The sequence below is a fragment of the Burkholderia sp. WSM2230 genome (genome assembly GCF_000472445.1).
GTDB lineage: Bacteria > Pseudomonadota > Gammaproteobacteria > Burkholderiales > Burkholderiaceae > Paraburkholderia.
Map to the genome: position 1 here is coordinate 17,065 of NZ_AXAJ01000023.1, position 14,534 is coordinate 31,598.

A 14,534-nucleotide genomic window follows, 5' to 3' on the forward strand; every position below is an offset into this window, starting at 1 on the left:
TATCGCTGGGGGAGGGCATCGTGCCAGCGTAATGCGAGCGCATAGGCCGCAGCCTCGCAGTTTAACCATGCCGGTCATGTGTTGCTTTGCACAGTATCTTTGCTTAAGGTTTCCTTCAGCTTGACTCGATACTATCGCTCGTTAAAAGCTTACTGTCGCAGCAATGACATAAGCACGCAGCATCGCCTTTCGTTGTCGGGCTTTCGAAACGCGATCGTAAGTACATCGATGGAATGCATGCGGCCGGTGGCCGTTCTGTTCGTGCCGGGGATGCGTCAAGAGTCGGCACTCGCCGCGCGCCCCGAGCCGCAGGATGCTTTCATCAGGCCACGGTACGAAGCCATGAAGCCAGTCACCGCTGATATGCTGCGCGCCCACCTGATGGTGGCTTCGCTTACGGCTCTTGTCGCCGACGTGTTTGCGTGCATAACCGTGGCGATGCTGCCCGGCGCACAGCATCTGTTCGTCTCTGCCTCTTTCCGGCTCGCTGCGCTCGCCATGATGGCAGGCGGCGTAATCGTTGCGCGCCAATTGGGCCACGCGGCATTCAGGCTTGCCGTGGCCGACCGCTATGTGAGCGAGGCCGGTGTATACGCGCAGCGCGTCGCGGTCGCACCCGACTGCCCACGACGCTGGCTTGTGATTCTCCATCTGCGCCTCGCGGGCAAGCCTTTCGTCCTGAACAAACACTGACGGAACCCAGCCATGGCTGCGCACGCATTGACAGTATGCGAATGGGCCGTGCTCGCGGGCTGCGTCGGCGCGTCGCTGTATGCACTCGCGGCAGCGGTCGCAATGCCGTTCTTCACACTGCGCCGCGGCGCGGCATTCCGCTTTGGCCGGTTTATGCAAGCTGCTCGCGCAGTCGAGCCCGCCAGTCTCGTGCATGGCGCGGAACTGCAGACAGCCGGCTCACCCTCGTTCTGTCCGTTCGCGCAGACCAGCGTGACCGTGCTGAAGCCATTGTGCGGCACCGAGCCGCGTCTCTATGAAAACCTGACGAGCTTTTGCGAGCAGCGCCACGCACAGTTCCAGCTCGTGCTCGGCGTGTCTTCTCCCGACGACCCTGCCATCGCGGTCGTGCACCGGCTGCAAGCCGCCTATCCGGCGCTGGATATCGAACTCGTCGTCGATACGCACGTGCATGGCGCCAATCGCAAAGTAAGCAACCTGATCAACATGGCGAAGCGCGCGCGCCATGACGTGATCGTGATTGCCGACAGCGACATCGCAGTCGAAGCGGATTATCTGCACAGTATCGCCGCGCCGCTGGCCGACCCGCGCATCGGCGTGCTCACGTGTCTGTATGTCGCGCGAGGCGTGGGCGGCTTCTGGTCGAGAGTGGGTGCGCTTTTCATCAACGAATGGTTCGCGCCTTCGGTGCGCGTCGCGCATATGGCCGGCTCGCGCCGCTTCGGCTTCGGCGCGACGCTTGCGCTGCGGCGCGCGACGCTCGAGCGCATCGGCGGCTTCGAGGCCCTCAGGAACTGTCTCGCAGACGACTACTGGCTCGCCGAGCACGTGCGGGCGCAGGGGCTGCGAACCGTGCTCTCGCGCGTGATGGTGGCCACCGACGTGATCGAGCCGACGCTGGCCGCGCTATGGCAGCGCGAGACGCGGTGGCTGCGGACCATCCGTTCGGTGAATCCGCTCGGCTTCGCATTCCTGTTCATTACGTTTGCAACGCCGTGGCTCGTGGCGAGCGGCTGTCTCACCGGTGCGCTCGCGGCTGGCGCAAATGGTGGGCCGCATGGCCCGGCTGCGCTCGTCGGCGCCGGCGCGACAGCGGTGGGCGTCGCGGCGCGCCTGCTGCTGCATGCGCGCGCCGTGCGTCAGCAGATCGCATTGCAGCGCGCGTTGCCGGGAACAGCCGCGGATTCGTTCGCGCGCGCGTTCTGGCGCGATCTGCCGCTCGTGCCGTTGCGCGATACGTTGCTGCTGTTGCAATGGTTCGCGGGTGCCTTCGGTTCGCACGTGGTGTGGCGCGGCGCGCGCGTCCCGCTCGAAAGCGGACATGCGACGGCGCGCGCAAGGTCGCTGCAGGTGATTGAGGTCATGGAGGCGTCCGATGGCCGCTGATCCGCACGGCATCGAGCCGCACGCATCGAATGCCAAAGCGCTGCGCCCGCGCGCGCTGATAGTCACCGCCGACGACTTCGGCTTGCACCCGCGCGTCAATCTCGCGGTGGAACAGGCGCATCGCGACGGCGTGCTCGCGGCGGCGAGCCTGATGGTCGGCGCGCCGGCGGCGATCGATGCAGTACAGAGGGCCCGCGCGTTGCCGCGCTTGCGCGTGGGTCTTCACCTCGTGCTCGCGGACGGAGATGCGGTCATGCCGCGCGCCGGCATCGCCGCATTGGTCGATGAGCATGGCCGATTCGGCAACGACATGGTTCGCGACGGCGTGCGGTTCTTCCTTCTGCCGCACGTGCGCGAGCAGCTCGCGCGGGAAATTCGCGCGCAGTTCGAGGCGTTCGCAGAGACGGGACTCGCGCTCGACCATGTGAATACGCACAAGCATTTTCATCTGCATCCAACAGTGCTTGGTTTGATCCTCGAGATCGGCCGCGAATTCGGCATGAAGGCGATGCGCCTGCCGTTCGAGGCAAATGCGCCGCTGTGGCTCAGGCCCTGGATCGCGCAGGTGAGGGCGCGGCTCGACCGCGCGGGGATCGCTCACAACGACTATGTGGTCGGAATTGCCCGCAGCGGCCGCATGGACGAAGCCGCGTGGCTTGCGGCGCTTGCCTCGCTGCCTGACGGAGTCGGCGAAATTTACTGCCACCCTGCCGTTGCGGGCGAGCGCGCGTTGACTGACGGCATGCGCGACTACTTGCACGCCGAGGAACTGGCGGCGCTGCTTTCGCCGAACGTGGCTCGGGCGATCCGAAAGCTGCGCGTAAAAGTCGGCGGCTTTGCCGATGTATTCGAGGGCTAACGGCGAACGGTGCGTCCCACAGTGTGATCGCAAGCCGATGCCAAACTCCCGCCCGCGGCCCGGACGGCGTTGCAATGCCGTCACGAACGTCTTACCGCGCGCTGCTACAATCTCGTCTTTCTCGATTGGTTGTGCGCTATGGGTTTCGAACAACTCGCTGAACTGAAGAAGCAACTGGCCGCGGCACGCGCGCAGGCTGCGCCCGCCGCCAAGGGCGATGGCAAATCCGGCGCGAGGCCCGAGGGCAGGTCGGAGGCAAGGCGCGACGCCAGAAGCGACGGCAAGTCCGTTGGCAAATCCGCGACGCCCCGCGCGGGCGCGGGCTCCGGTGCAAAGCCAGGCGCGCGGCCTGCCGGTAAGCCGTCGCAGCCGCGCCGTGGGGCGGCCGCAGCGGCGCCCGCAGCAGACGCAAGGCCGGTCGATCCGGTGGTGAAGTCCATTGGGCGTCTGCAAAAGCGCTTCCCGAATGCGTTTCCGAAGAATCCAGCGCCGAAGCTGCCGCTGAAGGTCGGTATCTTCGAAGACCTCGTCGTGCATGCGAAGGAACTGTCGCTGAGCGAAGCCGAGTTGCGCGACGCGATCAAGACGTGGTGCCGCGGCAGCCGCTACTGGAAGTCTCTCGTGGAAGGCGCCGCACGCGTCGATCTGACGGGCGCCGAAGCCGGCAAGGTCACGGCTCAGGAAGCGGCGGGCGCACAGCGCTTGCAGGCGCATCGCGCGGCGAAAAGCGCGAAGGCCGCGGCGGCTGCATCGGCGGATGGGCAGAAGGAAATGCCGAAGGACGCTGCGGGTGCACAGGAAGGTTCGCAAGACGCTTCGCAGCACGGCACGCAAGAAGCTACGCAGCAAGCGCCACAAGCAGCCGCCTCGCAAGAAGGTTCGCAACAGGCCACCCAAGCCGCCTCGCAGCAGGCTGCGCAGCCCATCGCGCAAGCAGGCCACGACAGCCAGCCGCAAACCGGCGCGGCGGATGCGTCGCCTGACGACAAAGCTCCTGCTCAATCCGCCAACCTCTCCCAAGCGGCTCCCGCCACTCCCGAAGCCTGAGAGCCTGCGCCGTGCCGGCCACCTGAAACGTCCGGTGGCCGTTCAGCGCGTCCCAGCGCCAAGCCGGCCGCGCACGAAGCCGACGTGTTCGCGCAACACATAGAACGCGTCGGCATAAGCGAGGGGCATGCGCAGCCGATTCAGCGATTCCTCGATCCGATCCAGTTCCGCGAAGAGCCGCGCGCGCTCTTCGCCGGTCGTTTGCGCGAGCGCGCCGCGCTCGATTGCAATCAGCGAACCGTAATAGCGATAGATGCGCGAACGCACGCGCCAGCGGTACAGCGCCGGAATCAGCCGCATCGCCGGAAAGAGCAGCACGGCCACCGGCAGCAGCAGGACGAGCGTGCGGTCGCCAATGCTGGCGAGCCAGAACGGCAGCGTCCGGTATAGAAAGCTCTTGCCGGTGCGGTAATAGCGCTGCGCGTCTTCGCTGATCTGATACTCGTGGGCGACCGGGCTCGGAAACTGTCCGGCGCGCTGCAACAGGCCAGGCATGCCGTGCACTTCCTGCGCCGCTTCGATCAGGAGGTCGGAGATGGCCGGATGCAGATTGGTCCGCGCGACGAGCTCCACCGTCGGGCTGATCAGATGCACCGTTTCAGGCGGAATCTTGCGCCGCAGATCCAGCACGCCGGGCGGCAGATCGATCTGATCCAGATAAGGAAAGAGCCGCGTATAGGCGGCGGCTTCGTCGAAATTCATCACCGAAATGCCGGGCACGCGAAGCAGGCGCAGCATCAGCCCGCGGGTCGCGGAATCGCCGCTGAGGATGGCCGCGTCGACTTCGCCCGTGACGAGTTGTGTGGCCGCTTGCAGGCCGTCGCTCGGCACAAACGTTGTATCCCCGCCAGGAAGGATGCCGTTCGCATCGAGCAGTTGCAGCGCGAGCAGGCGCGTGCCGCTGCCTTCGCGGCCCACGGCGATCCGTTTGCCTTCGAGCTGCGACAGCTGCGTCACGCCGGTGCCGCGATAAAACACCACGACGGGCACATAGAACACGCTGCCGAGCGACATCAGCGAGGCCGTATCGAGTCCGTTCGCCACGCCGCCTTGCACGAGCGCGAGGTCGACATGCTGTTTGGGGTCAAGCAGCCGCTGAAGGTTCTGCACGGATCCGTCGGATTCCAGCACGTTTAGCGTGATGCCGTTTTGCGCGAGGATCTTTTTGTATTGATCGGCGGCGACGACAAACGAGCTGTCGTGTGGGCCTGCGCTCAGCGTGATGGTTTTCGGTGGCGCCGGGTCGACGAGCCACACGATCAGCGTGACGACCAGCGCGGCCACGGCGGCGACGACGATATAAGGCAGCATATGTTCGCGCCACTCGGCATGGAGCGAATCCCGAGGAAACTGCGGAGAACGACGCGGACGCTGCGCTTTCATAGGCATTCGGTGCGGTGGCCGGGAGGAAGCATTGTCCACCTCGGCATGCGGACTTGTCGTCGGCAGATTGCTCTATTGACGGCGCGCCTCGCCGGCGGTTGCTTTGCTCGCCCCGGCCCCCCGCGGCCGCTCGCGCAATTGCCGATTCGTAGCAAAAGTCCTTTAATCGAAGAGCCAGGCAATCGTTCCTGAAGCATGAGTAGCTTCCACTACGAAGGAGACGATCGTGTTGTCTGCTGCATTGGATACTTTAGGTGCATTGGCGGTGCTGCTCAGCATCGCCGTGCATATCGCGCTGCAGCGCAAGTGCTGAATGTGCCGCGAAGTGTGCCGCAGCGCGTGCTGTCGCAGATTCGCCTACCCGCCGGCGCGGATCGAGCTTGCCGATTGTTCACCTCCCTTGACGTATCTATTCGCCTGAAGCCGCTTTATCCGCGCTTCGGCGATGCATAAAGTGTCTGCAGTGCCAGCGCCTTGCAGCGTTTTGCTGATGCAGCGTGAATGCCGCGAATCTCCGTGGCAGCATGCCGGCGCTAACCAATCCAAGGACACAGATCATGAGCAAGCTCACAGGTAAGGTTGCAGTCGTAACAGGTGGATCGAAAGGTATCGGCGCCGCGATCGCGAAGGCGTTGGCTGCGCAAGGCGCCTCAGTGGTGGTGAACTATGCGTCGAGCAAAGCCGGTGCGGACGAGGTGGTCGCCGCGATCACCGCCGCGGGCGGCAAGGCGGTGGCGGTGGCGGGCGACGTATCGAAAGCCGCCGATGCGAAAGGCATTATCGACAGTGCCGTCGAAACGTATGGCCGCCTCGACATCCTCGTCAACAACTCGGGCGTGTACGAATTCGCGCCGATCGACGACATCACCGAAGAGCACTTCCATAAGCACTTCAATGTGAACGTGCTCGGCTTGCTGCTCGTCACGCAGGCAGCGGTCAAGCATCTCGGCGAAGGCGCGAGCATTGTCAACGTGAGCTCGGTGGTGAGCCGCATCACGCCGCCGGGCAGCGCGGTCTACACGGCGACGAAGGGCGCGGTGGACGGCATTACCGGCGTGCTCGCGAAGGAACTCGGGCCGCGCAAGATCCGTGTGAACTCGGTGAACCCGGGCATGGTCGCGACCGAAGGCACGCATAGCGCGGGCATCATCGGTTCGGACCTCGAAGCGTGGGCGCTCAGCACGACGCCGCTTGGGCGTATCGGCCAGCCGGACGATATCGCCGATGTGGTCACCTTCCTCGCATCCGACGACGCTCGCTGGTTGACCGGCGAAAGTCTGATCGCGAGCGGCGGGGCGCGATAAGAAAGCGTTGGCTCTTTGGGAAGAGCCATGAAGTGGATGCAAGCGGCGCCTTCGGGTGCCGCTTTTTTTTTGCAAGTTCTTGTTCCGACGACTGCCCGCGTGCACGGGACAGTCGCACCTGATGTCTGCGCCCCCCCCAAAAAGGGGGGGTCCAATTGCCCGCTACAAGTGAGTATCGTTACGTTCGCCGTACTGACCGGCAGGCGGCTGCCGGTCGGACATGGACTTGCGTTTTGAAACTATGGTCCGCTGGACCGTAGTCAACGGCGTCTACTATCTACTTTTTCCTGGTTGGGCGCACCAACAGAGCCAATGTTGGCTCTCTCTGAAAAAGGAAGCGATTGTGAATACCAAGAAAAAACTTGTTGTCGCCGCCGTTTGCGCCGCATTACTGACCGTTGCCAGCGCGGGGCATGCTGGTGCTATGTCGCCATCGCCCGGTTGGAACGAGGCGATGCCTGGTGGACCGGATGCGAGTGTCCGGATCACCGAGACCTACGCCCGGATGGTCGCGCGCGACACATATTTTTGGGCGTGGCCGATGGTCAACATCTACAACCGCCGGCTCGCGTTCAAGCAAGCACCAAAAGTCGGGCTGATGAACGGCACGGTTCCCTACGCGCCGCTGAACCGGCTCGCCATGCTGCACGACTACATCCAGCCGGAGCAGCGATGGGTTGCCTGTCCGAATCAGGACGTCGCTTACGGCGCGGGAATTGCAGCGTTGGACGAGACACCCGTCGTAGTGCAGGTTCCTGATTTTGGGACCCGCTTCTGGGTTTACCAGATCGTGAATACGCGAACCGACAGCTTCGCGCAGCTAGGCGCAATGTACGGCACGCGGCCGGGATTCTATCTGCTGGTCGGCCCGGACTGGAACGGCAAGGTCCCGGCCGGCATTACGAAAGTATTCCGGTCCAGCACCAACACGGCCTTCGTGGTCCCGCGGGTATTCATGGACGACAATGCGGAGGATCGCGCCGCAATTCAGCCTGCAATTGCGGGGATCGACATTTACCCGTTATCCGAATTCGACGGCAAGCCCAAGCGTCATGACTGGAGCCAGCTACCCGCGCTTCGATCGCCCACCGGAGATGACAGTTCCGGCGAGACGAAATGGGTCGTGCCGGAGAAGTTTTTTGATGAATTGCCCCTCGTGTTGAAGGACTCGCCACCATTGCCGGGCGAAGAGGCGCGCTACGCGCAGATCAATGCCGTGCTCGCCGCAGCGAAGGATGATCCTGCACTCAAGCGTGCGATGATTGATGAAGCGGTCAAAACGGAGCGCGAGCTCATTGATCCGCTGCTGCAGTTCCGCAACTGGGGCCGGCCATCGGGAAATCACTGGACCTCGACTGGAAACAACGCCTCATTCGGCACCGACTACTTCACCCGCACGGCGGTCGCCAAGTCGAACATACTCGTCAATGCGCCGACAGAAACGAAGTACCTGTACCAGGACCTCGATGCCAACGGACAGCGGCTCTCCGGCGCCAATCGCTATGTGGTCACATTCCCCAAAGGCCAGACCCCGCCCGTCGACGGCTTCTGGTCGCTGACCATGTACGACAGCGCTCATTTTTTTGTACCTAACCGCCTTAAGCGTTACTCGCTAGGCACCAAGAACCGCAATCTGAAGTTCAATGCCGACGGCTCACTGACGATCTACGTGCAGGCCGATTCACCCGGCGCCGGGAGGGAGACTAACTGGCTACCAGCACCGGACGGAGCACCGTTCTCGCTATACCTGCGGGCCTATTGGCCTAAGACCGGGATGATCGACGGCTCGTGGGCCCCTCCACCAGTGTTGCTTGCCCAGTAATTCGCACAGTTGATCGAGCGCCGTCGTAGGTCTCCTGCATCACCGTTTTGGGAGCTTACGTCGGCGCTCCATAGCGAGTTGCAAAATGCACCGTGGCATCAGCGGCCCAATCAACCATGCCTCGCCGGAACCGCTCAGTCCGAAATCAGCTTCAATCCTGCCGGCAGCGACTCGCCGAACACGCGCCCCTCATCCGCGTTGTCGAGCTCGATGATTTCGCTGACCATCGCAATCCACGCGCGCGGCGCGTTCGTCGTTTCCAGCCTGCGTATGACAGCATGGCGCGTGTCGTCCGGCAGATCGCGCGAACGGTCGCCTGTCATGCGCGCGATCTGCACGGCGGAAAACGCGGCCGGATCGACTTTCTTCCAGTCGAGCGCAAGAATCGCGTCGAGCCACCGGCTGGCGACCTCGGGCGGCACGACGTTATGCGCGCTGCCATAAAACGGCTGGCGCGCGCCGATTCGCCCGACAGCCCACCAGCTCTGATGGTTCTCGTTAGGCTTCAGCAAACGCGCGAGCACGGATTCACCGAGCTCGACCTTGCGTTCCACCGGAATACGCTCGAGCGACGCGCTCAGGCGAACGATATCGGCGATGCCGGTTTTCGACACGTCGAACGGCAGCTTGTGACGCGACTGCGCCGCCGTTTGCAGATAGGTCATCGCGTCGAGCACGCGCAGTTGGGCGCTTTCGTCGAGGCCGCCCGCGGCGCGGCGCCACAGCGTCCACCATTCGGACCAGACCTGGCTTTCCTGGACGTACTGAATACCGTCGTCGAATAGCGACCACAGTTGCTCGACGCGCCATTCGTCGAGCGGATAGCCAAAGCCCGGGCGCACACAATAGCCGGCCAGATTCAGCCAGAGCCGCTCATGATCCGCCGAGCGGCGGCGCCGCTTGGCGCGTTCCCACAGCGCGCCGAACAGCTCGCGCAAAAGCGCGCTGTTCCACGTCTCGCGTGGCCCGAGCAGATGTTCGAGCTGCGAGCGCAGGCGTTTGATTTCTTTTTTATCGACGTTTTGCGAGCGCGCACCGAACGAGCGGTCGATCTGCTCGATGGCTTGGTCGAGCCGCGGATGCCGCACGGTCGCCGCATCATCCGCGAGGTTCACCTGGGCGTGCTCGCTGCGCAGCTGAAATTCGAGCAGCCAACGCTCGGCGGGATTGTCCCGGTCGATGCAGTGCACTTCGAGCGTGCCGACCTCGGTGAGCGAGGTCGCGATGCGCACCGCTCGCTCGCGGGCACTGCCCGCGCCACGCGGCGCAACGATGGTCGCGATGGGCGGCAGGCGCACAAAGTCGCCGCTTGCAAGGTCCGCGAGTTCGCCGGGCGCATACGCCGTGTCCGCGCTCGACGACACGAGGTGAAAACGCACGGGATGCCCGAGCCGCAGCGCGAACGTGCGGTCCGCGATCAGAATTTCGTGGCCTTCCTCGGTGCCGCGCGGCAGCAGGCAGATGCCGCGTTGCGCGGGCGGCGCTTCATGCGGTTCGTGCGCTCCGCGCGCTTCACGCTTGACCTGCGCAGTATCGTCGAGCACGAGGAAATAGCTGCGCGGCGAGCCCCCGCCGATTCGCGGCGCGCCGCCCGCGCGCGCGAGGCCGTAGGCAACTGCTCCGCGCGCGACCGCGACGTCGGGATTGTCGTTGTGCAGCACGTTAAGCGGCTCGCCGCGCCACGCGCCCAAGGTGTCGGCGAGTCGCTGCTGCAACGGCTGTGCGCGGAACACGCCGCCGTTCAGAAGCAGCGTGTCGGGTACGGGAAGCGGGGACGGCTCGTCGCTCGCCGCGCCGGCGGTCGAGACAGCGTTCGCAACGGCGGGAGCGTCGGCATCATGACTACGCACGGCAACGCCCGCGCTGGCGTCGCCGTCGTTCCAACCCAGCGCCTTGCGCGACTGCGCGTCGAAGCGGTTCAGAAAAGCCGCGATATGGCGCGTGACGGCGGCATCCGTCGCATAGGGCAGGCCGAACTCGACGATCGCGCCGCGCGGCCGCCCAGGCCGTTCGTGCGATGCCACGTCCGGAAAGAATCCGTCGACGATGACGCGCTCCACTTCTTCGCGCGTGATCTGGGCGGTGCGCGCGCCGCCGATCAGCTTCGAGCCCGCGCCAAGCAGTGTGATCGACGCGGACTCGGGCGCGTCCGCTCCGAGCAACTGCTCCTTCGCGCCGCGGCAGCGCTCGACCAGTTGCGACAGGCTAGCCGCCGACAAACGCGCGCGCTCGCCGCCGCCCGACAGCCGCGCTTCGACCAGATGCGCGAGCGCGAGGTCCATGTTGTCGCCGCCGAGCATCAGATGGTTGCCCACGCCGATACGCGTGAGTTGCGGCTCGCCATCGGCCATGCTCACTTCGATGAGCGTGAGGTCCGTGGTGCCGCCGCCGACGTCGCAGATCAGCACGAGACGCGTGTGAGCGAGTTCTTCGGCAAGCCGTTCGCGATGATGAAAGAGCCAGTCGTAGAACGCCGCCTGCGGTTCTTCGAGCAGCCGCAGCGCGGGCAGCCCGGCCATGCGCGCCGCCTCAACGGTGAGAGCCCGCGCGCCTTCGTCGAACGAGGCCGGGACCGTCAGCACTATGTCCTGATGTTCGAGCGGCGCCTCCGGAAAGCGCTGGTTCCATGCCGCCCGCACATGCGCGAGGTAGCTCGCGCTGGCTTCGACTGGGGAGACTTTATGGACCTCGTCGGCGGCGCCCCAAGGCAGGATCGGCGCGACGCGGTCGACGGACGCATGCGAGAGCCAGCTTTTCGCGCTCGTCACGAGGCGCCCCGGCACTTGCGCGCCAAGCACGCGCGCAAGTCTCCCGATTACGACGGGTGGCGCGTCGTCAGCACCTCGGAGAGGGGCGGTGGAGCCGCCTGCGCCAGCAGCGGCCTGCTCACTTGCGTGCTTGTCCGCTCGCTCACCCGCGCCCGACCGACCGGCGTTTTGCCCCAAACCGCTTGCTTCGTCAGCGTTCGCGGGGCGTCGAGCAGCAGCTGGCGCCGCGCTCCACGGCAACTGCAGATCAGATGGCTCGAGCTCGCCCGGCGCCGGGTGATAGCGCACCGAGGGCAGAAGCGGCCGCGCGGCAACCTCGCCGGGACTAACAAGCTGTTCGATCCCGAACACGCGAACTTCGCGCGAGCCGGCCTCTGCATACGCAAGCACCGTGTTGCTCGTGCCGAGGTCGATGCCGACGCTGTACCGCTTCATGTCAGTCATGCATTGACGTTGCCGCGCACGTCGAATTCGACTTTCCAGCGCTCATCCGTGCCGCGGGGCACGGCTTCCAGTTCGAGCGTGCCCGCTTCGGTCACGCGCGCGTGCAGCTTCACGGGGACGACCTCGCCGGCCGTGCGGCCCGACGCGGGCAGGGTCGCCTGAATTTCTTCGAGTTCCTGAAGTTCGTCGGGTCCCCAGAAGTCGAGCAGCGTGCCGACCTGATCCTGACGACGCACCGACGAGCCGAAGAAGCGGAAATGCACCGGCTCGCCGACCACCAGCCCAAACTCCTGCGCGGGCAATTCCGCCTCGGTGCCTTCTTCCATGCCGAACGGCGCGACGCACAGCGCCTGAATGGGCGGCTCCATTCCGGGCACGGCCGGCATCGCCGATTCGATCGCAATGTAGTAGGCCCGCGCGGTGCCGCCGCGAATCCTCACGCCCTGGCCACGCCGCACGTAGCCGTAATAGGCGGCGCCGCGCGCGACGGCCAGATCCAGATCCGCGCCTTCGAGCAGGCGCGCCGGCGCCGCGCCTTCCGCGGCGAGCCAGCCGTTGAGCGTGCCCATGATCCGCTCGACGAGCAGCGTCGACTTGAACACGCCGCCGTTGAACAACACCGCCGTGGGATGCAGGAAGCTCGCCTCGCGCGCCGGGGCCTCGGTCGTGCCGGGGCGCAGTCCTTCCAAGTCCGCGAGCGCGCCGACCTGCTTGCCGAGAAACGCCGCCAGATGCCGCGTGATGCCCGCGTCCTGCGCATACGGCAAGCCGAGCTGCGTGAGGCCCGCGCGCGTGCGGCTCACCGGCCGCGCGGCGCTCTCCACCTGCGGGAAAAAGCCCTCGAGAATCGTCTGCGTCAACTCGGCGCGCGTGAGTTCGGTGCGAATCGATCCGCCGATCAGCTTCGAGCCGCGGCTCGGCACGACGAGCGGCACGGTATCGGTGGTCGGGTCGCTGAGCAGCGTTTCCTTCGCCGTGCGGCATGCGTAGGTGAGCGCGCGCAGTTGCCACGCGTCGGCCTGGGTGCCTTGCGCCGCCAGTTTGCGCGCGACCACGTGCGCGAGCGCGAGGTCCATGTTGTCGCCACCGAGCAGAATGTGTTCGCCGACCGCCACGCGATGCAGTTCGAGATTGCCCTCGCGCTCCACCACCGCGATCAGCGAGAGGTCGGTCGTGCCGCCGCCCACGTCGACCACGAGGATGATGTCGCCGACCTTGACCTGTTTGCGCCATTGGCCGCCGCTCTTCTGAATCCAGCTATAGAGCGCGGCTTGCGGTTCTTCGAGCAGCGTCATGCGGCCATAGCCGGCGGCCTCGGCGGCTTCGGCGGTCAGCTCGCGCGCGGCCGGGTCGAACGAGGCAGGAATCGTCACCGTGATGTCCTGCTCGCGAAACGGCGCGTCGGGATGCGCGTGGTCCCACGCCTCGCGCATGTGCGTGAGATAGCGCACCGAGCTTTCGAGCGGCGAGACGCGCGCGACTTCGGGCGGCGCATCGTTCGGCAGGATCGCCGCGCGCCGGTCCACGCCCGGATGGCACAGCCAGCTTTTCGCGCTGGAGACGAGCCGGATCGGCGTCGCCGCGCCGCGGCTGCGCGCGAATTCGCCGACCGCGAAGTCCCGCTCGCCGGTCCACGGCAGATAGAGATCGCCGGAACCCAGTTCGTCGGGGTGCGGCAGATACAGGAACGAGGGCAGCAGATCGAGATCGGCGATTGCGCCGGGGCCCGTCAACTGCGCGATGGGTAGCACCGTCAGCGTGGTCTTTTCGCCGTCGCTCGCGGTGGTATCGACATAGGACAGCGCGCAGTGCGTCGTGCCCAGGTCGATGCCGATCGAATAACGCGCGCCGCTCATAGTTCCACCTCGGCCGGCGCGATCACTTTTGCGTTATGGCTTTCCGCGAGCTTCGGCAGACGCACTTCGTCGACGCGCCAGCCACGGTGACTGATGCTGCCGACAAACGGCGCCTTGCCGACGACGTTGCCCGTCAGGCGGATCGCGCTCGCATCGAAACCTTCCGGCAGCGTGACGCGGCTGCCTTCGGCTTCGTCGCGCACCGGGCGGATCGTGAAGTGCTCGCGCAGCGTCGCGCGGCAGCCTTCGTGCACGAGGCGCGCGGCGGCGCCGATATCGGCGTCGCTGAAACGCTTGATGTCTTCCTCGACGAAGTCGATGAAGCGCGCGTCGCGTTGCAGCAGACCCAGCAGTTGCAATGCGGCGTCCGGGCTGGCTTCTTTCAGTGCGGGCGCGGGCGCAGCCTTCGGTGCGGCTGCAGGCGAGGGCGAGGGCGCTGGCATTTGCGTCGCGGTTTGCGTCGCGGTTTGCACAGGCGCGCCGCCGTCACGCACGCGCAATACCGCGGCGGCGAAGTCGCCGTCGGCGAGAATGCGGAAAAACGCGCTGACGGCCAGCGTGATCCTGCCGAGGAAGGATGGGTTCGAATCGTTCATAAATGCTCCTGAGATGCTCTGTTAAAGGACGAGCTGTCCTGTGTCCGGGAGCGGGCGCGCCAGGCGAAAACAGCAACGGCGCCCGAGGGCGATGCTTCTTTGGCGAAAGCCGGCGGCGCCGGCAGCGGCGGCGGACCGGCCCGTCACAAGCGGCGCGATGCACGCGCAAAACCCGTATTTTGCCCTGTGACGCGCCGGCTGCGGGCAAACCCGCACATTCTCGTGCGCGAACGCGGCCAGATTGGCGGATTTGAGGGGGCGAACGCAACCGCGTCTTTGTGCCTGCCGTGCCGCTTCACGCAAACACACGCTCATACACCCACGCGCCGCACGTACTGCCCATAGGAACGCGCTTTGCTCGCCTGACGGCGCGGCG

General features: G+C 65.5%; 10 protein-coding genes. 6 read left to right on the forward strand and 4 right to left on the reverse strand.

From position 1 onward, the window contains the following. Window positions 1–342 precede the first annotated feature (342 nt). The 4 genes from A3AC_RS0127880 to A3AC_RS0127895 all read left to right on the forward strand — a co-directional run bounded on the left by A3AC_RS0127880 (window position 343) and on the right by A3AC_RS0127895 (window position 3,985). Window positions 343–693, forward strand: coding sequence for a hypothetical protein (locus A3AC_RS0127880; protein WP_025602777.1), 351 nt, complete (start codon window positions 343–345; stop codon window positions 691–693). Between the two features lie 12 nt (window positions 694–705). Beyond that, window positions 706–2,079 carry a bacteriohopanetetrol glucosamine biosynthesis glycosyltransferase HpnI gene (gene hpnI, locus A3AC_RS0127885; RefSeq protein ID WP_025602779.1) on the forward strand — a complete coding sequence of 458 codons (1,374 nt, stop codon included), beginning with the start codon at window positions 706–708 and terminating at the stop codon, window positions 2,077–2,079. Beyond that, the gene (gene hpnK, locus A3AC_RS0127890) at window positions 2,069–2,938 is read left to right on the forward strand and encodes a hopanoid biosynthesis-associated protein HpnK (protein ID WP_025602781.1); all 870 of its coding nucleotides are present in this window, start codon (window positions 2,069–2,071) and stop codon (window positions 2,936–2,938) included. Before hpnI ends, hpnK begins: the two co-directional genes overlap by 11 nt. A 138-nt stretch (window positions 2,939–3,076) precedes the next feature. Next, window positions 3,077–3,985 carry a ProQ/FinO family protein gene (locus tag A3AC_RS0127895; protein ID WP_025602783.1) on the forward strand — a complete coding sequence of 303 codons (909 nt, stop codon included), beginning with the start codon at window positions 3,077–3,079 and terminating at the stop codon, window positions 3,983–3,985. A 42-nt stretch (window positions 3,986–4,027) separates the two neighbouring features. On the opposite strand, the gene A3AC_RS0127900 is transcribed toward A3AC_RS0127895, so the two are convergent. Beyond that, window positions 4,028–5,368 (reverse strand): TAXI family TRAP transporter solute-binding subunit, encoded by a 1,341-nt coding sequence (locus A3AC_RS0127900; protein ID WP_025602785.1) that lies wholly within the window; start codon window positions 5,366–5,368, stop codon window positions 4,028–4,030. Window positions 5,369–5,925: 557 nt separating this feature from the next. Between A3AC_RS0127900 and A3AC_RS0127905 the strand changes: the two genes are divergently transcribed. Both A3AC_RS0127905 and A3AC_RS0127910 read left to right on the forward strand, forming a co-directional pair. Next, entirely contained in the window at window positions 5,926–6,672 is a 747-nt protein-coding gene (locus A3AC_RS0127905) for a glucose 1-dehydrogenase (protein ID WP_025602787.1), read from the forward strand. A 343-nt stretch (window positions 6,673–7,015) separates the two neighbouring features. Then, a complete protein-coding gene (locus tag A3AC_RS0127910) occupies window positions 7,016–8,494 on the forward strand; it encodes a DUF1254 domain-containing protein (RefSeq protein ID WP_025602789.1) in 1,479 nt (492 codons plus the stop codon). Window positions 8,495–8,628: 134 nt separating this feature from the next. On the opposite strand, the gene A3AC_RS0127915 is transcribed toward A3AC_RS0127910, so the two are convergent. The 3 genes from A3AC_RS0127915 to A3AC_RS0127925 are packed head-to-tail and all read right to left on the reverse strand — an operon-like array spanning window position 8,629 to window position 14,158. After that, window positions 8,629–11,706, reverse strand: a complete 3,078-nt coding sequence (locus A3AC_RS0127915; protein ID WP_025602791.1) for an Hsp70 family protein — start codon at window positions 11,704–11,706, stop codon at window positions 8,629–8,631. Then, the gene (locus tag A3AC_RS0127920; RefSeq protein WP_025602793.1) at window positions 11,703–13,562 is read right to left on the reverse strand and encodes an Hsp70 family protein; all 1,860 of its coding nucleotides are present in this window, start codon (window positions 13,560–13,562) and stop codon (window positions 11,703–11,705) included. Before A3AC_RS0127920 ends, A3AC_RS0127915 begins: the two co-directional genes overlap by 4 nt. After that, window positions 13,559–14,158: a DUF2760 domain-containing protein gene (locus tag A3AC_RS0127925; protein WP_025602795.1), complete on the reverse strand. Its 600-nt coding sequence runs from the start codon at window positions 14,156–14,158 to the stop codon at window positions 13,559–13,561. Before A3AC_RS0127925 ends, A3AC_RS0127920 begins: the two co-directional genes overlap by 4 nt. Window positions 14,159–14,534 lie beyond the last annotated feature (376 nt).